Source organism: Minwuia sp. IMCC3060 (genome assembly GCF_029909435.1).
In the GTDB taxonomy this organism is placed as follows: Bacteria; Pseudomonadota; Alphaproteobacteria; order Minwuiales; family Minwuiaceae; genus Minwuia.
In genome coordinates this window covers 573,450-596,742 of record NZ_CP123782.1, presented here as the reverse complement: position 1 = coordinate 596,742, position 23,293 = coordinate 573,450, and the positions used below count along the sequence as shown (strand labels likewise).

Annotated in this window: 21 protein-coding genes; 6 read left to right on the top strand and 15 right to left on the bottom strand. The window is 65.1% G+C overall.

What is annotated here, in order from left to right:
* Window positions 1-15: 15 nt before the first annotated feature.
* The 7 genes from QGV54_RS02740 to QGV54_RS02710 are packed head-to-tail and all read right to left on the bottom strand — an operon-like array spanning window position 16 to window position 6,134.
* The gene (locus QGV54_RS02740; RefSeq protein WP_281018399.1) at window positions 16-1,104 is read right to left on the bottom strand and encodes an acyl-CoA dehydrogenase family protein; all 1,089 of its coding nucleotides are present in this window, start codon (window positions 1,102-1,104) and stop codon (window positions 16-18) included.
* Window positions 1,101-1,874, bottom strand: a complete 774-nt coding sequence (locus QGV54_RS02735; RefSeq protein WP_281018400.1) for an enoyl-CoA hydratase-related protein — start codon at window positions 1,872-1,874, stop codon at window positions 1,101-1,103. Before QGV54_RS02735 ends, QGV54_RS02740 begins: the two co-directional genes overlap by 4 nt.
* 45 nt (window positions 1,875-1,919) lie before the next feature.
* On the bottom strand, window positions 1,920-3,698 hold the full coding sequence (locus tag QGV54_RS02730) for a M3 family oligoendopeptidase (protein ID WP_281020054.1): 1,779 nt from the start codon (window positions 3,696-3,698) through the stop codon (window positions 1,920-1,922).
* 33 nt (window positions 3,699-3,731) lie between these two features.
* A complete protein-coding gene (locus QGV54_RS02725) occupies window positions 3,732-4,226 on the bottom strand; it encodes a PaaI family thioesterase (protein WP_281018402.1) in 495 nt (164 codons plus the stop codon).
* On the bottom strand, window positions 4,226-4,675 hold the full coding sequence (locus QGV54_RS02720) for a PaaI family thioesterase (RefSeq protein ID WP_281018403.1): 450 nt from the start codon (window positions 4,673-4,675) through the stop codon (window positions 4,226-4,228). The genes QGV54_RS02725 and QGV54_RS02720 overlap by 1 nt, the downstream gene beginning before the upstream one ends.
* A 4-nt stretch (window positions 4,676-4,679) precedes the next feature.
* A complete protein-coding gene (locus tag QGV54_RS02715) occupies window positions 4,680-5,144 on the bottom strand; it encodes a PaaI family thioesterase (protein ID WP_281018404.1) in 465 nt (154 codons plus the stop codon).
* Window positions 5,145-5,150: 6 nt separating this feature from the next.
* A complete protein-coding gene (locus tag QGV54_RS02710; RefSeq protein ID WP_281018405.1) occupies window positions 5,151-6,134 on the bottom strand; it encodes an NAD-dependent epimerase/dehydratase family protein in 984 nt (327 codons plus the stop codon).
* A gap of 180 nt (window positions 6,135-6,314) precedes the next feature.
* On the opposite strand from QGV54_RS02710, the gene QGV54_RS02705 reads away from it, so the two are divergent.
* Window positions 6,315-7,742: a sigma-54 dependent transcriptional regulator gene (locus tag QGV54_RS02705; RefSeq protein WP_281018406.1), complete on the top strand. Its 1,428-nt coding sequence runs from the start codon at window positions 6,315-6,317 to the stop codon at window positions 7,740-7,742.
* A 12-nt stretch (window positions 7,743-7,754) separates the two neighbouring features.
* Here QGV54_RS02705 and QGV54_RS02700 read toward each other — a convergent pair whose 3' ends face one another.
* From QGV54_RS02700 to phaC, 7 genes are all read right to left on the bottom strand, one after another.
* Window positions 7,755-9,017, bottom strand: coding sequence for a cyclopropane-fatty-acyl-phospholipid synthase family protein (locus QGV54_RS02700; RefSeq protein ID WP_281018407.1), 1,263 nt, complete (start codon window positions 9,015-9,017; stop codon window positions 7,755-7,757).
* Between the two features lie 145 nt (window positions 9,018-9,162).
* Entirely contained in the window at window positions 9,163-10,188 is a 1,026-nt protein-coding gene (locus QGV54_RS02695) for a helix-turn-helix domain-containing protein (RefSeq protein WP_281018408.1), read from the bottom strand.
* A 161-nt stretch (window positions 10,189-10,349) separates the two neighbouring features.
* Window positions 10,350-11,195 carry a PhzF family phenazine biosynthesis protein gene (locus QGV54_RS02690; RefSeq protein ID WP_281018409.1) on the bottom strand — a complete coding sequence of 282 codons (846 nt, stop codon included), beginning with the start codon at window positions 11,193-11,195 and terminating at the stop codon, window positions 10,350-10,352.
* Between the two features lie 95 nt (window positions 11,196-11,290).
* Window positions 11,291-11,929, bottom strand: coding sequence for a 50S ribosomal protein L9 (rplI, locus tag QGV54_RS02685; RefSeq protein WP_281018410.1), 639 nt, complete (start codon window positions 11,927-11,929; stop codon window positions 11,291-11,293).
* 31 nt (window positions 11,930-11,960) lie between these two features.
* Window positions 11,961-12,236, bottom strand: coding sequence for a 30S ribosomal protein S18 (gene rpsR / locus QGV54_RS02680; RefSeq protein ID WP_281018411.1), 276 nt, complete (start codon window positions 12,234-12,236; stop codon window positions 11,961-11,963).
* Window positions 12,236-12,697 (bottom strand): 30S ribosomal protein S6, encoded by a 462-nt coding sequence (rpsF, locus tag QGV54_RS02675; RefSeq protein ID WP_281018412.1) that lies wholly within the window; start codon window positions 12,695-12,697, stop codon window positions 12,236-12,238. Before rpsF ends, rpsR begins: the two co-directional genes overlap by 1 nt.
* A gap of 190 nt (window positions 12,698-12,887) precedes the next feature.
* Entirely contained in the window at window positions 12,888-14,693 is a 1,806-nt protein-coding gene (gene phaC, locus QGV54_RS02670; RefSeq protein WP_281020053.1) for a class I poly(R)-hydroxyalkanoic acid synthase, read from the bottom strand.
* A gap of 265 nt (window positions 14,694-14,958) precedes the next feature.
* On the opposite strand from phaC, the gene QGV54_RS02665 reads away from it, so the two are divergent.
* The 5 genes from QGV54_RS02665 (at window position 14,959) to recJ (ending at window position 22,052) form a co-directional block, all read left to right on the top strand.
* Window positions 14,959-16,464 carry an OmpA family protein gene (locus tag QGV54_RS02665; RefSeq protein ID WP_281018414.1) on the top strand — a complete coding sequence of 502 codons (1,506 nt, stop codon included), beginning with the start codon at window positions 14,959-14,961 and terminating at the stop codon, window positions 16,462-16,464.
* A gap of 91 nt (window positions 16,465-16,555) precedes the next feature.
* The gene (locus QGV54_RS02660; RefSeq protein ID WP_281018415.1) at window positions 16,556-17,770 is read left to right on the top strand and encodes an LL-diaminopimelate aminotransferase; all 1,215 of its coding nucleotides are present in this window, start codon (window positions 16,556-16,558) and stop codon (window positions 17,768-17,770) included.
* Between the two features lie 56 nt (window positions 17,771-17,826).
* The gene (locus QGV54_RS02655) at window positions 17,827-19,119 is read left to right on the top strand and encodes a homoserine dehydrogenase (RefSeq protein WP_281018416.1); all 1,293 of its coding nucleotides are present in this window, start codon (window positions 17,827-17,829) and stop codon (window positions 19,117-19,119) included.
* 53 nt (window positions 19,120-19,172) lie between these two features.
* Window positions 19,173-20,135 carry a class II fructose-bisphosphatase gene (gene glpX, locus QGV54_RS02650; RefSeq protein ID WP_281018417.1) on the top strand — a complete coding sequence of 321 codons (963 nt, stop codon included), beginning with the start codon at window positions 19,173-19,175 and terminating at the stop codon, window positions 20,133-20,135.
* Between the two features lie 126 nt (window positions 20,136-20,261).
* A complete protein-coding gene (gene recJ, locus QGV54_RS02645) occupies window positions 20,262-22,052 on the top strand; it encodes a single-stranded-DNA-specific exonuclease RecJ (protein ID WP_281018418.1) in 1,791 nt (596 codons plus the stop codon).
* A 20-nt stretch (window positions 22,053-22,072) separates the two neighbouring features.
* On the opposite strand, the gene QGV54_RS02640 is transcribed toward recJ, so the two are convergent.
* Window positions 22,073-23,272, bottom strand: coding sequence for a hypothetical protein (locus QGV54_RS02640; protein ID WP_348637637.1), 1,200 nt, complete (start codon window positions 23,270-23,272; stop codon window positions 22,073-22,075).
* Window positions 23,273-23,293: the final 21 nt, after the last annotated feature.

Here is a 23,293-nt window from a genome sequence, read left to right as displayed (position 1 = left end):
GGTCCGGCGCACCAATCAGTCGGCAGCGCGCAACAGTACGGTGCCCGACCGGGCAAGCTTCGCCTGATCGACCCGTTCGGCCACACGTCCTAGCTCCGTCATATCCCGGCTCAACAGCTTGAGGAACCCGTCATCCTGCATGGCCGCCGCGATCAGGTCTCGTACCCGACCCTGAAAGGCCCGCGCGAAGGCCCGCAACGACAGCAACTGGGCCTCATGGGCCGGACTTGCCGGATCGCCCTGCGACTCGATCAGCAGCGCGCGCGCCGCTGTCCGGAACAGCGCCCGATCCGCCGCCAGCCCCCCCAACTCCGCCGCCTGATCAGCGGAGAGAATCGCCGAAAGCCTGCGGATCTCGACCGCCATGCCGCCGGAGGATGTCGCCAGCCCGATCGCATCCTCGATCCGGCGGAACCGTTTCAGAACCGTCTCCACCGCATCACCGGCACCGCCCAGAAAGGCATCGTCCGGCAGTTCCACGCCGTCCATGCGGATACCGCAGTGACCGGACGGGCGGGCGAAGTCGATCCTGATGCTGTCTGTCCGCGTCAGTCCCGGGGCATCCTCAGGCACCAGAAAGGCGCCGAAGCGCTTCCGCCCCGCGTCTTCCGCGACAATGGCAACCACGACGAACAGGCCCGCGATGGGGCCATTGGTCAGCCATGCCTTCTCCCCGGTCAGACGCCATCCGTCGGCCGTCTTTTCCGCGCGGGACTTCAGGTGCTTCGGATGCGCCCCGGCACCGGGTTCGGAGATCGCGATGCAGCAGGAGAGTTCGCCCCGCGCCACCCGTGGCAGAATGGCCGCCGCCTGCGCTTCCGTGGCAAAGGGGGCGATGACACCGTTCGCGACCATGTGGTGCGTCATCCAGGACGTGGCGAAACCGATCACCTCCACCCCGTCAGCCAGCGACTCAGCCAGGTCGAACAGCTGCCCCTGGTCCGCCTTCGTGCCGCCCCAGGCGTCCAGCCCGTAGCCCAGGTGCCCGGCGGCACCCAGGGCCTTCCAGATGTCGTGTGGAAAGTCCGGTTCGCGGATCAGACGGTCCGCGACCGGTGCGACATGTTCCCTGGCAAAGCGGGAGAGGGCTTCCGCCCCGCTCACCGGCCCTTCCAGTTCGGCTTGCGCTTCTCGGCGAAGGCCTTCGGCCCCTCGATCATGTCTTCCGACGACCGCAGCACGGCAACCGAATCATATTCCACCAGATTGGCATCCCAGACGTCCGCCTCCTCCAGCCCGCGCCGGACGACGTCCAGCGATGTGCGGATGGAGACCGGGGAGCATTCGAGGATCATCGCGGCCCAGCGGCGGGCGGCCTCCAGGGCCTCCCCCTGCGCCACGACCTCGTTGACGAAGCCAAGCTCCTTGCCCTCCGCCGCCGGGACATGGCGACCGGTCAGGATCATGCCCATCGCCTGCTTCAGGCCGATCTGACGCGGCAGGCGGTGCAGCCCGCCAGCCAGCGCCGCCAGCCCGACCTTCGGCTCCGGCAGTGCAAAGCGTGCATTTTCCGACGCGATCACCAGGTCACAGGCCAGCGCGATCTCGAAGCCGCCGCCCATGGCAACCCCGTTCACGGCCGCGATCACAGGCTTGGTCCGCTCATAGCGGGCGGTCAGGCCACCGAAGCCCATCGGCGGATACCATTTCGGGTTCCCCTCCGCCTGATAGACCAGGTCGTTGCCCGCGCAGAAGGCACGGTCCCCGGCCCCGGTGATGATGGCGACCCAGAGGTCGTCATTGGCCTCGAACATGTCGAATACCGCCCCAAGCTCCGCATTCGCGGGGGGATGGACGGCATTCATCCGTTCCGGCCTGTTGATGGTGACGGTCAGGACATGACCATCAATTTCCGTCTCGACAAATTCACCCATGACATCCTCCCCGATATTGGCCGGTCGCACGACCCGCCCCTGATCCTACATCTGTTCCAGCTCGTCGATGAAGCCCTCGATCACCGACAGGCCACGACCCCAGAAGGCCGGATCACTGGCATCCAGCCCGAAGGGAGCCAGCAGGTCCTTGTGGCGCAGGGTGCCCCCGGCGGACAGCATCTGCATGTATTTCTCCGGGAACCCTTCGGGCGCGCGCTGGTACTCGGCGTAGAGCGCATTCACCAGACAGTCGCCGAAGGCATAGGCGTAGACATAGAACGGCACATGCACGAAGTGGCCGATGTAGCACCAGTAGGTCGCGTAGTCGTCCCGCAGGTCGAAGACCGGACCCAGGCTTTCCCGCTGCACATCCAGCCAGGTCTGACCGATCTGTTCCGCCGAGATCTCGCCCTCCCGGCGCTGGCGATGCAGGCGCAGTTCGAATTCGTAGAACGCCGTCTGGCGCACCACCGTGTTGATCATGTCCTCGGTCTTGGAGGCCAGCATCAGGCGGCGCTGGTTCGGATCCTTCGCGCTGTCCAGCAGCTTGCGGAACGTCAGCATCTCGCCGAAGACGCTGGCCGTCTCCGCCAGGGTCAGCGGCGTGTCGCACATCAGTGTGCCCTGCCCCCCCGCCAGCACCTGATGCACGCCGTGGCCGAGTTCGTGCGCCAGGGTCATCACGTCGCGCACCTTGCCCTGGTAGTTCAGCAACAGATAGGGATGCGCGCTGGGCACCACGGGGTGGGCGAAGGCACCGGGTGACTTGCCGGGCCGTGGCCCCGCGTCGATCCAGGCATTATCGAAGAACCGCTGGCCGATTGCCGCCATGTCGCCGGAGAAGCCGGCATAGGCATCCAGCACGGTCTTCACGCCATCGCCCCAGGCAATCGCGGTGTCGTCGCTGTCCGGCAGCGCGGCATTGCGGTCCCAGTGCTCCATCCGCTCCAGGCCCATCCATTTGGCCTTCAGCCTGTAATAGCGGTGCGAAAGGCGCGGAAAGCTGTCGAAGACGGCATCGCGCAGGGCCTGCACGACCTCCGGCTCCACCTGGTTGACCATGTGGCGACCGTTCTCCGGCTTCTCGATCCGACGCCAGTCATCCTCGATCTGCTTGTCGCGGATCAGGGTGTTCATGATCAGCGCGAAGGTGTCGATGTGCTGGCCGAAGACGCGCGAGAGCTCTTCCGCCGCCTTCTTGCGCTTCGCGCGGTCGCGGTCGCTCAGCAGGTTCAGGGCGTCCTGCGACGGCATCTCCTTGCCGTCGATGGTGAAACGCATCCGGGCAATGGTGTCGTCGAACAGCCGTGTCCAGGCATTGCGGGCGGTGATGGAGCGTTCGTGCAGCATACGCTCCAGCTCATCCGACAGCATGTGGTCGCGCATGGTCCGCAGGTCGCGCAGCCAGGGCCGGTAATGCGCCAGCCGCTGCGAGACCGTGAACAGCCCTTCCAGTGCGGCATCGTCGATCAGATTGACCTCGATGGAGAAGAACAGCGTCTGCGCCGTCAGCCCGTTGATCCGCTCCTGAATGCCCTGGAAGAACCGCGTCCGCTCCCCGTCCGACATGTCGGTGGCATAGTTCAGGTAGGCGAAGGCCATCAGCCGGCCGGTACGGTCCGACATCGCCTCCTGCATCTCGATGGCGTCGGCGAGTTCGTCACCGGACAGGGTGGCGATGCGCCCGGCCCAGGTCTCGCGAAACCGTGCGGACTCCGCTTCCAGCCAGGCCAGATCCGCCGCGATGGCCGGATCCGATGTGCCCTTGTAGAGATCGTCGAGGTCCCAGACCGGCAGGTCCATGGGCGTGCTCATGTCATTCATCGCAGGTACTCCCGCAGGTCGGAAAAAACGGGCTCAGTCGCCGGAACCGGAGATGGTGGACTCGCGCTCCGGCAGCAGCATGTAGGTACAGGAAGCGAAGGCGATCGGGTCGTTCTCGTCCTCGTTCCAGGCGGTCGCGGCAATGAAGGCCACCTGCCGGGTCACCTTGCGACACTCGGCGCGGACATGCACGGCCAGACCCGGCGCCGCGGGTTTCAGGTACTCCACGCGCAGATCGATGGTCACGCAGGGCACGTAGTGGCCGATGCGCGAATGCAGGGCCACGGCGCACAGGTTGTCGATCTGTGTCGTGATGACGCCGCCATGCATCACCCCGGTCTCTGGATCGCCCACCAGCTTCTCCTGATAGGGCAGCCGGGAGACGGCAACCGGCCCGTCAATGGACACGACCTCGATACCCAGGGCCCTGATCTGGGGAATCCTGTCCTCCAGCTCGTTCATCCCCGCCAAGGTCACCGCCGGGAACCGGGACCACTCCGGCGGAACGGTCTGATTGCTGTCCGCCATCATTCCTCTTCCCGCGGCAGCAGGAAATGCGCATGCGCGGCGGCAACCGGCTTGGTCCGGTCTGCCTGCCAGGCCTCGACCCGCATGTTGGCGATGCGACGGCCCTGCTTGGTGATGACCGCCTGTGCATAGGTGTCCACGACACGGGCGGAGCGCAGATACTCGACCGTCAGATTGATGATCTTCGGCACGTGCAGGCTCTCGTGCGACCACATGATGTGCATGATCGCGGTGGATTCCAGCAGCGCACCGACAACACCGCCATGGATGGCGGGCAGGACGGGATTCCCGATGATGTGGTCGCTGCCCGGCATCCGGCAGATCGGGCCTGCGGCATCCGGCTCGACCACCAGGCCGAGGAACTTCATGTAGGGAATGCTTTCCAGAACGGACTGGTAATCGCCGCTTTCCCGCGCAGCCTTCACCGCGTCCACTATTGTCGTTGTCATCAACTCAACCCTGTCTCGCGTTGTACTTGGGCGCGTTCGCACCCAGCATGAATGTGGCGACCGCATTGGCGATCGGGTCGCCTTCGGTCTGGAAGGCGGTGGCCCGCAGGAACGCGATGGACGATGTCACCTTGTAGACTTCCGCGCCTGCGAACACGTCCCGGTCCGGCTCCGCCGGTTGCAGATAGTCGATGCGCAGATCCAGCGTCGCGATATCGGGAAGGCTCTCGAAGTAGCTCATCAGGGAATAGCCGCAGGCGGAATCGATCAGCGTCGTGATCACGCCGCCATGCAGCACCCGCGTCGCCGGATTGCCCACCAGTTTCTCCTGCCACGGCAGGCGCAGGACGGTGCGTTCGCGCGTGGCACTCTCCAGCGCCAGACCGAGCGCCTTCGCCTGCCCCTGCCCGGTTTCCAGCATCATCGCCAGCTTCTCGGCCCAGGTCAGCGTTTTCGGATCAACATCCATTCAGTTTCAGACTCCGTGATAGGTCTTGTACCATTCGATGAAGGCAGGAATGCCCACATCGATCGGGGTCGATGGCTCAAAGCCCAGGTCGCGCCGGATCGCCTCGATATCCGCATAGGTCGCGGGCACGTCGCCCGGCTGCATCGGCTCCATGATCTTCTCTGCCTTGCGCCCCAGCGCATCCTCGATCAGGCCGATCATCCGCATCAGCGGTTCGGCCTTGTGATTGCCGATATTGTAGACGCGATAGGGCGGCTTGCCCTCGCCACCGTCAGCAGGTGGATTGTCCAGGGACGCGACAACACCGGTGACGATGTCATCGATATATGTGAAGTCGCGCTGCATCGCACCATTGTTGAAAACGCGGATCGGCTTCCCGGCCAGGATTGCCTTCGTGAACAGCCACATGGCCATGTCCGGACGCCCCCACGGTCCATAGACGGTGAAGAACCTGAGTCCCGTCTGCGGCGTGCGGTAGAGATGCGCGTAGCAGTGGCTCATCAGTTCATCCGCCTTCTTCGTCGCGGCATAGAGCGAGACGGGATGATCGACCCTGTCGTCGACCGAGAAGGGTAGCCCCTTGTTGCCGCCATAGACCGATGACGAACTGGCATAGACCATGTGCTCCAGACCGTCGCAATGGCGCGCGATCTCCAGCATGTTCAGATGCCCGGCCAGGTTGGCCTGCAGATAGGCGTGCGGATTGGTCAGCGAATAGCGGACACCGGCCTGCGCCGCCAGATGCACGATGCCCCGCAGCGGACCGACACCAGCCAGCGCGCCCTTCAGTCCCTCGAAGTCCGCAATGTCGGTCTGGATGAAATCGAAGCCCGACTGCGCCTGCAGCATGGCCAGCCGGTCCCGTTTCAGGCTGACATCGTAGTAATCGTTCAGATTGTCGAGCCCGATGACCCTGTCGCCCCGCGCCAGCAACCTGCTGGCCACATGGAACCCGATGAAACCCGCCGCGCCCGTCACCAGAATGGTCATCTTCCGCTCACCACCACAATACCTCTAATGCGCTGCACCATAGTTTCGCTGCCGCCGCATTTCACCTGTCTTCTGAGCAGGAATGCCTTGCCCAAACGCAGTTGATGTCCCATATTGAAACATGAAAGCGGTAGTGATGAATGCCGCCCGGGAATGTGTAGCGGAGGCCGGACTCCCCAAATGGCGCGAACCGTTCTTGTTGTCGATGACGACCCCACACAATTGAGATTGCTGGAAAGTGTCGTGACCAAGGCCGGCTTCCGGGTGGAAAAGGCCGCCGGGGGCGCTGCGGCCATCGCACTTCTGACCGGCGAGCAGCGGGCCAGTGTCGATGTGGTGCTGCTGGATCTGGTGATGCCGGAGGTCGACGGGCTGGAGGTGCTGGAACAGGTTCGCCCGCTGCGGCCTGAACTGCCCATCGTCGTGCTGACCGCGCATGGTGGTGTCGATACCGTGGTCAAGGCCATGCGGGCCGGGGCCTCCGACTTCATGGTCAAGCCAGCGGCGCCGGAACGGATCCGGGTCACGCTGGAGAATTCACTGAAACTCAGCACCCTGACCGGCGAGATCTCGCGCCTGCACCGGCGCATGTCGGGTGAAATGACCTTCGACGACCTGATCGGCAACAGCGCCGCCATGCAGGCCGCCATTCACCTGGCACAGCGGGGCGCATCGTCGAACATTCCGATCCTGATCGAGGGCGAATCGGGCGTCGGCAAGGAAATGGTCGCCCGCGCCATCCAGGGCACCAGCGATCGCGCAGGCCGTCCCTTCGTCACCGTCAACTGCGGCGCCATTCCGGAAAATCTGGTCGAGAGCATCCTGTTCGGGCACGAGAAGGGGTCCTTCACCGGCGCCTCGGCCAAGTCCATCGGCAAGTTCCAGGAGGCATCGACCGGCACCCTGTTCCTGGACGAGATCGGCGAACTGAAGCTGGACATGCAGGTGAAGCTGCTGCGCGCGCTGCAACAGGGGGAGATCGATCCGGTCGGGGCCAGCCGCCCGGTGAAGGTCGATATCCGACTGATCTCGGCCACCAACCGCACGCTTTCGCAGATGGTCAGCGAGGGCACGTTTCGCGAGGACCTCTATTACCGCCTGAACGTCTTTCCGATCACCCTGCCGCCGCTGCGGGAACGGCCGGAGGATGTGCCGGACCTGATCAACCACTTCACCCGCACCTTCGCCGCCAGCGAGAACAAGAACATCCAGGGCGTGACGGCGGAGGCGATGGCGCACCTGTGCGACCACGACTGGCCCGGCAATGTCCGCCAGTTGGAGAACGCGGTGTTCCGTGCCGTGGTGCTGGCCGAAGACACCATGCTGACGCCGCAGGACTTCCCGCAGATCACCGGCAAGCAGCCGATGCCGGGCGGCCAGGCACCGATGGAGACCGGTGACGGTGTTTCAAACGGCAAGCCGATCCTGAACCTGCACGACGATGAGGGTCACGTCCGGCCCCTGGAAGAGATCGAGGGCGATGTGATCCGTCATGCCCTGAAACACTACGACGGGCAGATGTCGGAGATCGCGCGTCGCCTGAAGATCGGTCGCTCCACCCTCTATCGCAAGATCGGGGAGCTGGAGGAACAGGACGCCGCTGACTGAGCGCCGCCAGGCTCAGTGAACTTCGGGAATCTCCCGCTTCGGCGGCGCGATCGGTGTTGCGGGCGGTGACTGGCGTTCCCAATCGAACATGTAGTCGCGGGTATAGGGCACCGCGTCGATCGACCGGGTCATCTGCAACTGGAAGACCGTCAGCCAGGACTTGCGGAAATTCGCCTCGCAGGATTGCAGATAGAACTCCCACATCCGGCAGAACCGCTCGTCATACAGATTGTCGCGCACGTGCTCGCGGTGGGTCTGGAACCTCTCGTTCCAGTCCTTCAGGGTCTCGGCGTAGTGCGTCCGCAGGCTCTCGAAGTCACTGAGCCAGAGGCCGAGCTGCTCCAGATGCGGCAGCACCTCGCTGAGGCTCGGCAGATAGCCCCCGGGGAAGATGTACTTCCGTATCCATGAGGCAACCGGTCCCGGCGGGTCGGCACAGCCGATGGTGTGCAGCAGCGCAACGCCGTCCGGTGTCAGCAGGTCATGCACCTTCGAGAAGAACTCGCGGTAGTGCAGATTGCCCACATGCTCGAACATCCCGACGGAGACGATCCGGTCGTAGGGGCCTTCTTCGTGGCGATAGTCCTGCAGCTTGAAGGTGACCCGGTGATCCAGCCCGGCCTCCCGCGCGCGGCGGGTGGCAACGGCATGCTGTTCCTTCGACAGGGTGACACCCGTGACCTCGACATCCTCCACGGTGGCGAGATAGAGCGCCATGCCACCCCAGCCGCAGCCGATATCCAGCACCTTCTGCCCCGGTCGCAGCATCAGCTTGGCCGCGATGTGGCGCTTCTTCTGGTCCTGCGCGGCCTCCAGCGTGTCGTCGGGCGTGCGGTAGTAGGCACAGGAATACTGACGGTCGGCATCCAGGAACAGATCGAACAGTTCATCGGACAGATCATAGTGATGCGCCACGTTCTGCTGCGCACGGCCAACCGGATTGTAGCGGTCAAGCACGGTCGCGGAGCGGCGCATCACACGACCGATGCGGGTTTCCTGGTGGTTCAGCAGGGCGAGGTTGGAAACCGCGAGATCGAGGAAATCGTAGAGGGTGCCTTCCTCTATGGTCAGGCGACCATCCATGTAGGCCTCGCCGACCGCGAGCCGCGGCCGGATCGCCATCTCGAACGCCAGCTTCCGGTCATGCAGGCGAATGGTCGACTTCCGCCCGGGTGTTTCCCCGCGAAAGACCGTCGCCATGCCGGTATGGTCGATGACCGTAAGCTCACCGACCTTAACCAGACGTCCCAGATATTTTCGTGCGAGCGCGTTCATGATCGCCCTCTCGGCTCGTTAACCTGTCAAAAATAGCCAAGGCAATGGCTCCGCCGCAACTGTCTGATGCATCCCGATACCGCGCGGCCCGGCGGTGAGGTCCGCGGGGAGGATACGGTCGCACGGCGGAAGCGCCCGTGGCGGATCAGTCAGCGCCGACGGCAGAGGACCGCATTCCGGCCTGTATCTCGCGCCGGTATTCGCCGGGGGAACGGTCCGTGAGCTCACGGAACACACGGCTGAAACGCGTTGAATCCGCAAAGCCGACCGCATGGCCGATACTTGCAACGGATACGCCGGACAGCGCCGGATCAGCCAGGCGGCGGCGGGCGGCGGCAATGCGCCGGTCGCGGATCAGGCCGGACACCGTCTCGCCCCGTTCCGCCACCAGCCGCTGCACATAGCGCCGCGACAGTCCCAGCGACTCCGCGATCACTTCGACGCCCAGCTCGAACTGTTCCAGCCTGGTGTCAATCTCGCGAATGATGCGGCGGATATGCGCCAGTCGGACAGATGACTCGCCGCTTTCGCCCGCATTGGCATCCGCAGTCAGCGTCAGTCCGATCAGGTCCAGCATCTGGTCGGACAATGCCTGCGCGGACCAGGAATCGAGCTCATCCGCGCACCGCATCACCGACAGGATGAAGTCGACCATCACGCCCGTCAGGGCCGAGTCGCGGCGAAAGGGAACGGCAACCAGGTCATCGATGAAGGGCACCCGTGCCCGAACGCCTGCCCCGTCCAGGCGGAGTGTGGCGACCCGGTTACGCGTGTGCTGCAGATAGGCATAGGCGTTGCTGGTGTTGATCACCGCGGCCTCGCCCGGATGCAGCACCGTATCCCGGCCTTCCTGCTGCAGACCCAGTGCATGGTGCAGCGGTACCGGGATGAAATAGAAGTCGGACCCGTTCGAAGCCACATGGTTCCGACGCCGGTGCACCGTGTAGCCGTCGCTGTCCAGTGCACCGAGCCTGATTCCGGGCAGATCCATGATCCTGAGTTCGCCATGCCGGAAGGCGTCGCCTGTCGGAGTCAGGTCGAGCGGGTAATAGTGTTCGTAGATCGATTCCGTCCAGGCGCTGATACGCTGTGCCGTCGGCATGCAACTGACATCGGCAACGACCGTCGCGGCCCCCATGGGGGACGGCTGGCAGTCCAATGCATTGATCATCGCAACCTCCTGTCCCTCCAAGTGGCAAAGCGCGCGGGTCTTGCGCGCCCGACAGTCTAGTGGCCAGACCGGGCCTGGTGGAACAGGGGCAATTGGCACCAGATGCACAAATGCATCCTGCCAGGTGTCCTTTTCCGCCCCCGGAAGGCAGGACCGCAGGCTCAGAGAGTTACCGTCCCGTCAATCAGCAGCAGGGTCTGGCCACCGACCAGGATCCGGTCAGGGTCCGTCTTGTCGGGGCGGATGTGGACACGGCCGACACGACCGATGCACCCGCCCTGAGCCATCAGCAACGGGCGATCCAGGCGGCCCAGGCTTTGGAACCAGCGGGCGATGGCAGCATTCAGGGAACCGGTGATCGGGTCCTCGCTCATGCCGCTGGAAGGGGCGAGCATGCGTACTTCATAGTCCGCGTCGCCATCGTCGGGATGGGCACCGATCAGGCCGATGGCCTTGTACTCCGGCCATCGCACCCGCACCGCATCGACCGCCCGCACATCATCGGCAGAAGCCAGTTCCAGAACCTGCCAGAGGGGACCATTCTCCAGTTGCGTTGTCATGCGCACCCTGTCGGCGGGGATCTCCAGCCGCGCCAGAATGGACTGCAGATGCGCGTCATCCATGGGCATGATCCGCGTCGGCGGGGCGACGAAGGCAGGCACGTCGCCGCGAAGGTCGATCTCGACGATGCCGACCGCACATTCCTGACGCACCAGATCGGGCTGCGCGGGCCTGCCACCCGCGTGCAGCCAGGCCGCGCAACTGCCCAGGGTCGGATGTCCGGCGAAGGGCATCTCCCGCGTCGGTGTGAATATCCGCACCCGATAGTCGGCCTCCGGCCCTGACGGGGGCAGCAGGAAGGTCGTCTCCGCCAGATTGGTCCAGGCGGCGAAATCCTGCATCTGCTGGTCGCCGAGGCCCTCCGCCTCGACAACGACCGCAAGTCCGTTGCCCCTGGTCGGCTGGTCGGTGAACACATCACACTGGATGAAGCGACGCTGTTGCATGGACACCTCCCGACGCCAGCCATGAATCGAAACGGGGGTCGGAACCATATGGTTCCGACCCCCGAAACGAAATCACCAATCGTGCGACAGGCGTATCAGACTTCCGGCTGATCCGATTCGGACGGATCGAGCTCTTCCATCTTCTGGCCGGTGATGGCTTCCACCAGTTCCTCGGCGGTCGCGGCACCTTCCTCGAACAGCTCTTCGGCTTCTTCGATGTCCAGCACGTCGTCGTCGTCATCCTCGGTATTCAGAACGTCGACACCACGCGCCTGCGCGGCAGCCTCGTCCTCGGACCGGGCAACATTGGCCTCGACGGTCAGCGTCACCTCAGGATGCAGCCGCACCAGAACCTCGTGCAGACCCAGCGTCTTGATCGGACGACCGAGTTCAACCTGCTTGCGGTCGATGGTGAAGCCGGCCTCCGTCACCGCCGTGGCGATGTCACGGGTATTGACCGAGCCGTAGAGCTGACCGCTGTCGGACGACTGACGGATCAGCACGACCGAAACCTCGTTCATGCGACCGGCAAGGTCTTCGGCCTCGGCCTTCAGTTTCAGGTTCTGTGCCTCAAGCTGCGCGCGACGGGACTCGAAAGCCTCCAGCGCCGAAGAGGTGGCACGTTCTGCCTTGCCCTGCGGCAGCAGAAAATTGCGGGCGAAGCCGTTCTTGACGGTGACAACGTCACCCATCTGGCCAAGTTTTTCGACCCGTTCGAGAAGAATGACTTTCATCAGTCTGTCTCCTTCCTCAACTAGGGTTGCGTCAGTCCTGGACGTAAGGCAGCAGGGCGAGGAAGCGGGCGCGCTTGATCGCACGGGCCAGCTCACGCTGCTTCTTGGCCGAGACGGCGGTGATCCGGCTGGGCACGATCTTGCCGCGCTCAGACAGGTACCGCTGCAAGAGCCGCACATCCTTGTAATCAATCTTCGGCGCGCCCTCGCCCGTGAACGGGCAGGTCTTGCGGCGGCGGAAGAACGGACGGCGTGCGCCCTTCACGGCAGAGCGGACAACACCCTTGTGTTCGGTCGTGGTCTGCATCAGCTCGCCTCCCTCTCACGGCGTTCGCCACCTTCGCGGCCACCACCTTCACGACGCGGACCCCGGTCGTCGTCGCGGCGCGGGCCACGATCCCGGTCACCCGGGCGACCACCGCCACGGCGGCCATCACGTCCGCCACCACGGCTCTGCATCTGGACGGAGGGTCCTTCCTCCAGTTCCTCGACCTTCACGGTCATGTAACGCAGAACATCGTCATGCAGACGCATCTGGCGCTCCATCTCCTGCACCGCCGGCGCCGGAGCGTCGAGGTTGTGCAGGACATAGTGGCCCTTGCGGCTCTTCTTGATGCGATAGGAGAGACTGCGAAGACCCCAGTATTCGGTCTTCTTCACGTCTCCGCCATTTTCCTTGATCAGGTTGGTGAAATGCTCGTTGAGCTGCTCCACCTGCTGGGCCGAAATATCCGGCCGCGCGATCATGACAGTTTCGTAGGTTGCCATTGCTTCCTTCCGGGTTGATCAGCGCCCACCAGCGGGGGTCCCGAAAGGCCCGCTGGCTCGAATACCCCGAATGCCTGAATGACAGACCGGGCAGGACGCCGAGCCGCGGGTTATTGCGCAAAAGACAGGCGACCGCAAGGGCACAGAATCACGCCCTGCGGTCGCACGGTCGATCCATCACGGATCAGGGTCAGGAACGGACCTTCACATAGCTGCCGGGCGCGTCCTCGATCACGGTCAGCTTGCCGTCGCCCGGCACCCTGGCCGGCACCTTCTTGCCCGAATGCTTCTGCATCCACTTGATCCAGTCCGGCCACCAGCTCCCCGGATGCTCGGTGGCATCGGCCAGCCAGGCTTCGGGCGTGTCGTATTTCTTGCGCTTGTCGTTGGTCCAGTGCTGGTACTTCACCGGCTCCGGCGGATTCACCACCCCGGCGATATGCCCGGAACCGGCCAGCATGAAGCGGGTCGGACCGGAAAAGTGCTTCGTCGCCTTGAAGACGGAGGTGTAGGGGGCGATGTGATCATCCTTGCCTGCCTGCAGATAGACCGGAACCTTGACGTTCGACAGGTCGATGCCGACACCGTTCATCTTGATCGTACCCGGCTCGATCAGGTGGTTCCGCTGGTACATCTCGCGCAGGTAGAAGCTGTGCATCTTCGGCGGCATGCGTGTGGCGTCCGCGTTCCAGAACAGCAGATCGAAGGGGAAGGGATCCTTGCCCATCAGGTAGTTGTTCACCACGAACGACCAGATCAGGTCATTGGCCCGCAGCATGTTGAAGGAACTCGCCATCTCCGCCCCGTCGAGATAGCCCTTCTGTTCCATCATCTGTTCCAGATGGGTCAGCTGCTCGTCGTCGATGAAGACACCAAGCTCACCGGGTTCGGAGAAATCGACCTGGGCCGTGAAGAAGGTCGTCGCCTTGATCCGGTCGTCACCGATGGCCCCCATGTAGGCGAGGGTCGTCGCCATCAGCGAACCACCGAGGCAATAGCCGATGGTCGTGACCTCGCGCTCCCCCGTTGCCTGCTCCACGCCATCGAGGGCGGCGAGCAGACCTTCGTTCATGTAATCCTCGAAGGTCTTGTCCGACAGCTTCTCGTCCGGGTTCACCCAGGAGATCACGAAGACCGTCAGCCCCTGCTCGGTGCACCACTTGATGAAGGAATTCTCCGGGCGGAGATCCAGGATGTAGAACTTGTTGATCCAGGGCGGGCAGATCAGCAGCGGGCGCTTGTAGACCTGTTCCGTCACCGGCTCGTACTGGATCAGCTGCATCAGGTCGGTCTGCATCACCACCTTGCCCGGCGTGGTGGCGACATTGCCGCCGACTTCGAAGGCGTCCATGTCGGTCATGCTGATGGCGAGCTTGCCCTTGCCGCGCTCCAGGTCCTTCAGCATGTTCTCCAGGCCGTTCACCAGGTTCTCGCCGTTGGTGGCCAACGTTTCCTTCAGCACGACCGGGTTGGTCATCAGGAAGTTGGACGGCGACAGCGCATCGACGAACTGGCGGGTGTAGAAATCGACCTTCTTGGCGGTCTTGTCATCCAGGCCCTCGACCTTGCGAACGGTCTCCGTCATCCAGGACGACGTCAGCAGGTAGGATTCCTTGATGAAGCTGAAGACCTCGTTCTCGTCCCACTCCTCACCCTTGAACCGCTTGTCCTTCTTCTTCACGGCGGCAGGCGGTTCGACGATGTCGTCGGTCTGGCCCAGCATCCGCTGCGCCGTGCTCTGCCAGAGCTGGACGTAGCTCTGCCAGAGGTCCATCTGTGCCTGGGCTACCTGAGCCGGATGCTGCATCATCTGTGTCGTGAGGGCCATGAAGGCCTCGGAGATGTTCAGCGGGTCCACGGGTCTGGGGGACGTGTCCTGCTGGTTCTCCAGGAATTCCTGGACCAGGCGCTGGCTCTGCGCCGCCACCCGCGCCATGTTCTGCGAGAGCTCCACGGGATCCGGCGTCGGCATGTCGTCGGGAGTCTTGTCGGTCATCTTCCGTCTCCTCCAGGTCGATGGTCGGATTCCAGACTGCCATGGCAGCCATGTCTGTTTACCAAGTTTCTGCGCCTGTAAGTAACGTAGCGTCAGGAGACGGTCGAGGCAAAAATGCTGCATTGCACAATTATGCCGCACCGCACCATTCGACAGGCCGCCGGAGCCGATCTTGCGGATCGGTCGCAGACAAGCCTTGCATCTGCCGCTAAATTGGCGAATCACCTTTCCCAGATGACACAGGCATTCAATGTCGGAGCCGAACATGATGGACATTTCCTCGATGCGCGCAGGGCGCGACCGGGTCGGTCGCCGGGTTCGGATCGCCGCATTGCTGCTGGCCCCGGTGCTCTTCGGCGGCTGCTCGCTGCCCGACTGGGCGGACCCCTTCGGCAATGACTATGGCCCGGTGCCGCAGCCAGTGACCCGCGCAGGGGCCGCGACCGCCATTCCGCCCGCGCCCGACGCCGGTCTCGCGGCAGACACCACCAATGTCCGCCACAGCGAAGTCCGCCAGGTGGCCGCCGTGACACAGGACAGCGCGGCGGAGGCAGCCGAGATCCGCGCGGCTGCCGCGGCACGCCCCGAGATTGCCGTGACCCGGATCGAGACACCGGCCGCCACCACGCAGGTGCGCCCGCCACAGGTTGCCGCACCGCGCGCCGAGGCGGCACAACCGGCCGCTCCGGTCACGGTCATGCCCGCCGTGACCGCACAGGAGACCCGCGCCACACGCGTGGCCGTGGCCCCGGCACCGTCGGCGGGCGCGTCATCCCGCACGGCGGATGATGACGAGATCAGGAATTCACCGACCCCGATGATCGCCGCGATGACGCGCGGCCAGCAGCCGCCGTCGTTCAGCCGCGACGGCTCGGTCGTGGCGCGGCGCACCAGCGTGCAGCCCTCGTCCAGCATCAGCCCGGGTGATCCGCAGACCCCGGTAACGGATACGGCGTCGCGCGATCCGGGCAACGACACGATCATCTCCTCCGAACCCGCAACGGCCATTGCAAGCCACAGCGATGTGCGTCCCGGCACATCCAGCACGGCCGCACTGGCGACCACGGCGCCGGCCCTGACCGCGCCGCAGCCCCAGACGACGCTGGACCGTACCTATCGCGACCAGCTGCGTGCCGCCGGTATCGACCCGGTGACGGGCCAGGGTGCCGGCGGCTCCGCTGCCGTCGCGCCCGGCCAGTTCCCCAGCAGTGTTTCCCCGGTGGTGCAGCAGACCTATCTGCAGTCGCTCAATGCGCCCCAGACCTATGAGCAGGCCGTCGGGCTGGCCCCGCGCAGCAGCGGGTCGACAGCCGTGATCACGGGCGGCTATGGCGGTTCCGGTGCCGGATCGAGCGGCCCGGTGGTGATTTCGGGCGACGGCGTCTATCAGCCCGCGACCGCCCGCTCCTTCGCCGGTCGCAGCGGCGCCGCCGCGACGATCCTGTTTGCCAACAATTCCGCCCGACTGAGCGCCAGTGACGATGCGGTCATCCGGCAGCTGGCCGCGAACGCCCTGCGCCAGAACGCCACTGTGCGGGTGGTCGGCCATGCCTCCAGCCGCACGCGCGAGCAGGCGGTGGGCGCGCATCTGCTGGTCAACCTGCGGATCTCCGCCGACCGGGCGAATGCCGTCGCCGACCGCATGGCCGCCTTTGGCGTGCCCTATGAGCGGATCATCGTCGAGGCCAGGGGCGACAACGAGCCGGTCTATAACGAGGCCATGCCCAGCGGCGAGTCCGGCAACCGCCGTGCCGAGATCTTCCTGGAATAGGGTCGCCGTTCCCTGCCCCACTCCTGCCGCATCCCGAACCGGATTCCGGCGCATTCGGCCGTCATGACGGACGGCGGAGGTACAGTCTGCCATGCAAGTCGATTTTCACCTGATCAAGCGCCTGCCCCCCTACGTCTTCAATGAGGTCAATCGCCTGAAGGCGGAGGCCCGCGCCGAGGGCCGGGACATCATTGATTTCGGCATGGGCAATCCCGATCAGCCCACGCCGGAACATATCGTCGAGAAGCTGGTGGAGACGGCACGCAACCCGAAGACCCACCGCTATTCCGCCTCCAAGGGCATTCCCGGCCTGCGCCGGGCGGTCTCCGCCTATTACGAACGCCGGTTCGGGGTCTCGGTCGATCCGGAGACGGAAACCATCGTCACGCTGGGCTCGAAGGAAGGGCTGGCGCATCTGGCGATGGCGATCACCACACCGGGCGATGTGATCCTGTCCCCCAACCCGTCCTACCCGATCCACCCCTACGGCTTCATCATCGCCGGTGCCGTCATCCGCCACTTCCCCGTCGGGCCCGGTCATGACTTCATGACCAGCCTGGAGCGGGCGATGAAGCACTGCATTCCGGCGCCGACCCTGCTGGTCCTGAACTTCCCGTCGAACCCGACAGCCATGGTGGTTGATCTGGACTTCTATCGTGAAGTGGTCGATTTCGCCCGCAAGCGCGGTCTCTACATCCTGTCCGACCTGGCCTATTCGGAGATCTATTTCGACGGCAACCCGCCGCCGTCGATCCTGCAGGTGCCGGGTGCGCGGGAGCGGGCCGTGGAGTTCACCTCCCTCAGCAAGACCTATTCGATGCCGGGCTGGCGCATCGGTTTCGCCACCGGCAACCAGGAACTGATTGCCGCCCTGACCCGCATCAAGTCCTACCTGGACTATGGTGCATTCACGCCGATCCAGGTTGCTGCCGCCGCCGCGCTGAACGGGCCGCAGGATTGCGTCGACGAGATTCGCAGCGTCTACCAGTCGCGCCGCGACGTGCTGATCAAGACCTTCGCGCAGTCGGGCTGGGACATCCCCTCCCCCGCCGCGACCATGTTCGCCTGGGCGCCGATCCCGGAGCCCTTCCGCCACCTGGGCAGCATGGAGTTCTCCAAGCTGCTGCTGCAGGAGGCCGACATCGCCGTCGCGCCGGGCATCGGTTTCGGCGAATATGGCGACGATCATGTCCGTATCGGGCTGGTCGAGAACGAACAGCGCGTGCGTCAGGCCGCCCGGAATCTGCGGCGCTTTCTCGGTCGCGACGAAAAGACGGTTGACGCCCCCCGCGACGCAGCCGAATAGACTGCCCGGCAGGTCGCCCGGTCGCGGGTGACCCGAACGAGCGGGAGATTTCCATCGTGAGCGCGACCTTGCGGATCGGAGTGGCGGGCCTTGGCACCGTCGGGGCGTCATTGCTGCAGTTGCTGAGCCAGCACGGCACGACGATTGCCGCACGCGCAGGCCGGACGCTGACCGTCACCGCTGTTTCGGCGCGGGACCGCAGCCGTGATCGCGGCATTGACCTGTCCGCCATGACCTGGGTCGATGACCCATGCGAACTTGCGACCATGGACGGCGTCGATGTCGTGGTCGAACTGATGGGCGGCGCCGATGGCGCAGCGCGCGAACTCGTCAGTCGCGCCCTGGCCAATGGCCGCCCCGTTGTCACCGCCAACAAGGCCCTGCTGGCCGAACACGGCAATGAGCTGGCCGATCTGGCGGACCTGAACAACGCGGCGCTGGGCTTCGAAGCTGCCGTCGCAGGCGGCATTCCGATCATCAAGGCCCTGAAGGAAGGGCTGGCCGGGAACGACGTGCAGCGCATCTATGGCATCCTGAACGGCACCTGCAACTTCATCCTGACGGAGATGCGCAGCACCGGACGCCACTTCGCCGATGTGCTGGGGGAGGCGCAGGCGCTCGGCTATGCGGAGGCGGATCCGACCTTCGACGTGGAAGGCATCGACGCTGCCCACAAGCTGGCGCTGCTGTCGGCCATTGCCTTCGGTCACCGCGTCGACTTCTCCCGCGTGACGGTGGAGGGGATCAGCGACATTTCCCCCGTCGACATCGCCTATGCCGACGAATTCGGTTTCAGCCTGAAGCTTCTGGGCATCGCCGAACGCAACGGTGACAGCATCACCGAACGGGTGCATCCGTTCCTGGTGGCGATGGACGACCCGATCGCGAAGGTCGATGGCGTCAACAATGCGGTCATCGTGGAAGGCGATTTCGTCGGCCAGGTGCTGCTCGAAGGTCCCGGTGCCGGTGGTGGTGCCACCGCATCCGCCGTGGCGGGTGACCTGGTGGACATCGCCGCGGGCCGGACCAGCCCGGTGTTCGGCATTCCGGTGAAGGATCTGTCCGCCGAACCCGCAGGACGCGCCAGCGAGGCCCACGGCCGTTTCTACATCCGCCTGAAGGTGGAAGACCGCCCCGGCGTGATCGCCGATCTCGCCGCCGTGCTGCGTGACAATGCGATCAGCATCGAGTCGCTGCTGCAGCGCGGGGAGCCGGAAGGCGGCACGGCACCCATCGTGCTGATCTGCCATGACGCGCCCGAGTCGCGGGTGCTGGCCGCCCTGAAACAGATCGAAGGGCTGGACTGCATCTTGCAGAATCCGCATATGATCCGCATCAAGGACCTGTAGAGGTCCAGAATCGAAACTATGGCATGTCGCAATGCCTGAAGGGATGAACGCAAATGGCTGACAGGGCGAAACTCGACCGCAATCTGACGCTGGAAGCGGTCCGCGTGACCGAGGCCGGCGCCGTGGCCGCATGCAACTGGATTGGCATGGGCAACGAGAAGGCTGCCGACCAGGCTGCCGTGGACGCCATGCGCACCGCGCTGAACGGTCTGTCGATCCGGGGCACCGTGGTGATCGGCGAGGGCGAACGTGACGAGGCACCGATGCTCTTCATCGGGGAGGAAGTCGGTCTCGGCACCGGCCCCGAAGTGGATATCGCCCTCGACCCGCTGGAAGGGACCACCATCACCGCGAAGGCCGCTCCCGGCGCGCTGGCCGTCATGGCACTGTCGGAGAAGGGCAAGCTGCTGAACTCCCCCGACGTCTACATGGACAAGATCGCGGTCGGCGGTGGACTGCCGGAAGGGGTCGTGGACCTTGACCGCTCCGTCGCCGAGAACTTGGGCAGCCTCGCGGAGGCCAAGGGCTGCGCCATCTCCGATCTGACTGTCTGCATCCTTGATCGCCCCCGCCATGGCGAGATCATCCGCGACTCCCGCGCGGCGGGTGCCCGCATTCAGCTGATCCCCGACGGCGACGTCGCCGGCGTGATCGCAACCACCGACCCCGATACCTCCGTCGACCTGTACATCGGCACGGGCGGCGCACCTGAGGGTGTGCTGGCCGCCGCGGCGCTGCGCTGCGTCGGTGGCCAGATGCAGGGCCGTCTGGTGTTCCGCAACAATGACGAGAAGGGCCGGGCGGAGCGGATCGGCATCACCGACCTGAACCGCAAGTACGGCCTGGAGGAACTGGCGGCGGGTGACGTGATCTTCACCGCGACCGGCGTCACCACCGGCGGCATGCTGCGCGGTGTCCGCCGTGCCAACGGCCAGATCATCACCGACTCCATCGTGATGCGGTCGCGCACCGGCACCATCCGCCGTATCGAGGGCCGGACCCGGATCGTCGGCTGAGCGTGAGGTCTGCCTGATGATGGTGCCGTTCCGGCCCACGCCTCCGACCGGCCACCCGGGCAAGTATCCTGGATGGCTCGCCGGGGGGAGAGGATCGGCGCCGTACCCGGGCAACGAGATGAACCCTTGAATCCGGCTGACCCGCAGCCCGCATTCCTGGGTGTCGGCCAGTCCGTCACCGGGCGACGCTGGATCGCCGCCATCGACCCCGCACAGGAGCGTCTGGCGCAGGCCATGGCACAGAAGCTGGGTCTGCCCGAAATCGTCGCGGGGCTGCTGGTCAGCCGCGGCGTCACCCCGGACGAAGCCCCGGGGTATCTGGAACCGCGCCTGAAGGACCTGCTGCCCGATCCATCCTGTTTCGCCGACATGGACCGGACAGCCGAACTGGTGGCCGCCTGCGTGCGGCAAGGCAGGCCCATCGCCATCTTCGGCGACTACGATGTGGACGGTGCCACCTCCTCCGCCCTGCTCTATCGCTTCCTGCAGGCGGTGGGCGGGACCGTGCGCTATTACATTCCCGACCGGATGACCGAAGGCTACGGCCCCAATATCGCGGCACTGCGCAAGCTGCATGCGGAGGGGGCGGCACTGGTGCTGACCGTTGACTGCGGCATCGCCGCCTTCGACGTGCTGGAACAGGCGGCCGGGGAAGGCATCAGCGTGGCGGTGATCGACCACCACCTGGCAGAGAGCCGCCTGCCCAGGGCCGCGGCCATCGTCAATCCCAACCGGCCTGACTGCGGCAGCGGCCTTGGCTATCTCGCGGCTGTCGGCGTGGCCTTCATGCTGGCCATCGCAGTGAACCGCACCCTGCGCGCCGCCGGATGGTTCAGCGAGCGGAAGGCACCCGACCTCATGGGCCTGCTGGACATCGTCGCGCTGGGCACGGTCTGCGATGTGGTGCCGCTGGTCGGACTGAACCGGGCACTGGTGGCACAGGGGCTGAAGGTCATGGCCCAACGGCAGAGCCTGGGCCTGACGACCCTGGCGGACGTGGCGCGCGTCAATGGTCCACCCGGCACCTATCACGCCGGTTTCCTGCTGGGTCCAAGGGTCAATGCGGGCGGGCGGGTCGGCAAGGCCGATCTGGGTGCCCGGCTGCTGACCACCGATGACCGGGAGGAAGCGCTCGGCATCGCCATGGAACTCGACCGCCTGAATGACGAACGCAAGCGCATCGAGGCCAATGTGCTGGAAGAAGCCCTGGCCCGCGTCGAGGGTCAGGACAATCGCGCTGTCACCCTCGTCGCGGCGGAGGGCTGGCACCCCGGTGTCATCGGCATCGTGGCGAGCCGCCTGAAGGACCGCACCGGTCGCCCCAGTCTGGTGGTCGCGCTGGACGGGGCGCAGGGCAAGGGTTCCGGCCGGTCGATCCGGGGCGTCGACCTGGGGGCGGCTGTCACGGCGGCTCGACAGGCTGGACTGCTGATCAATGGCGGCGGTCACGCCATGGCGGCGGGGATCACCATTGCCAGCGACCGGCTGGAGGCCTTCAGTGACTTTCTGGAGGAGCGTCTGGCAACCCCGGTCGCCCAGGCGCGCACCGGATCAGGCCTGAAGATCGACGGATCGGTCGCGGTGCAGGGCATCAGCATCGATCTGGCGGAGACCATGCAGCGGGCCGGTCCCTTCGGCGCGGGCAACCCCGAACCGCGCATCGCCGTCACCGATGCGAAGCTGGTGAAGGCCGACGTGGTGGGGGAGAACCATGTGCGCGTCATTCTCTCCGGCCGGACCGGCGGACGTGCCACGGGGATCGCCTTCCGCGCCACCGACGGCCCGCTCGGCGCCGCCCTGCTGGGCAATGCCCGCAAGGGGGGCAGCATACATCTGGCCGGACACCTGCGCGTCGATCACTGGCAGGGCGCGGCGCGGGCACAGTTCATCATCGAGGATGCGGCGAGCATCGACTGACCGTCACCGGTCGTGTCGGACTACCCCTCCACCGGCTGACCGAAGACAATGATCAGTGCCCCGAGCACAGCCAGCGCGCCAAATCCGAGACAGCGCCAGATGTCCCTTCTGCGCCAGGCCGTCAGTGCCGCGATCAGCGCCTGCAGCGCGTAGTAGATGGCGAAGGCGCGCGACGCATAGCTGATGATCTCGAAGATGTCGGCAGCCCAGGTCAGCAGGAGTCCGACAACCCCCAGAACGAGATAGGCCATCCGCGGGCTGACGCGGTTGTCGGAGAGTTCCGCGACAAGCCCCCCTGACCCGCTGGTATCCGCAACCGCCGCGCTGAACTGGGCAGCCAGCGCCGCCGCGACCAGCAGAACGGGGAGGATCGGGGCCACGACCACCATCATGCCGACGATGGCCGTCTCGCTGAGTTTCAGTTCCCCGCGCTCGAACACATAGGCCAGCAGCAGGACATAGGTCATGTAGATGGCGGTCGAGACCCATTGCGCCCATTTCATCGACCGCAGACGGACCGCGCGGTCGTAGGTGGCACCGAGATAGCGGGAGGTCTCGAACCCCTGAACCGTCACGATCAGCCCGAAGGCCAGCGTGATCGCAGGCCACCCTGACAGTTCCGCGGCGTTGAAGATCAGGCTGCCGGTGGACAGCCGGTCACCGAAGTAGACAGCCAGTCCCAGCAGCAGCCCGGCAATGATCGCCAGCTTTGCACCGACCGAGACATATTCCATGCGTTCCAGCGATCTGAAGCCGCGCGTCCAGCCCACGAACAGGATGACCGCAAAGACCGCCGTGGTCAGCAGCCGCGCATTCAGCGGGTCATTCGCCGCCGTCAGGCTGACACCGAACGCGCCGAACAGGTTCAGGTAGTAGGCGACCGAGACGATATAGGCGAAGCCGAGGGACCATGAGGCAAGCGTGTCCAGTTGCCTGACCAGCCTCTGGCTCTCGCGATGCACGGCGTCGATCGTCACCATGTTGTATCGAATGGCGGCACCGTAGAGGTAGGCACCGATGCACAGCGCCGCCATCACGAGGGGGGCATACCTGCCGTACTGCGCGTCCAGGATCGGTCCCAGCACCAGGAACCCGCTGCCGATGATCGACGCCAGGGGTGTGGTCATGGCCCGCCAGGTCACCGATCTGCGAACCCGCGGCAACCACAGCAGCAATCCTGTGGCGACGACGGTCAGAAGTATGGCGGAACTGAGCAACATGAACCGGGGAATAGCCGATCA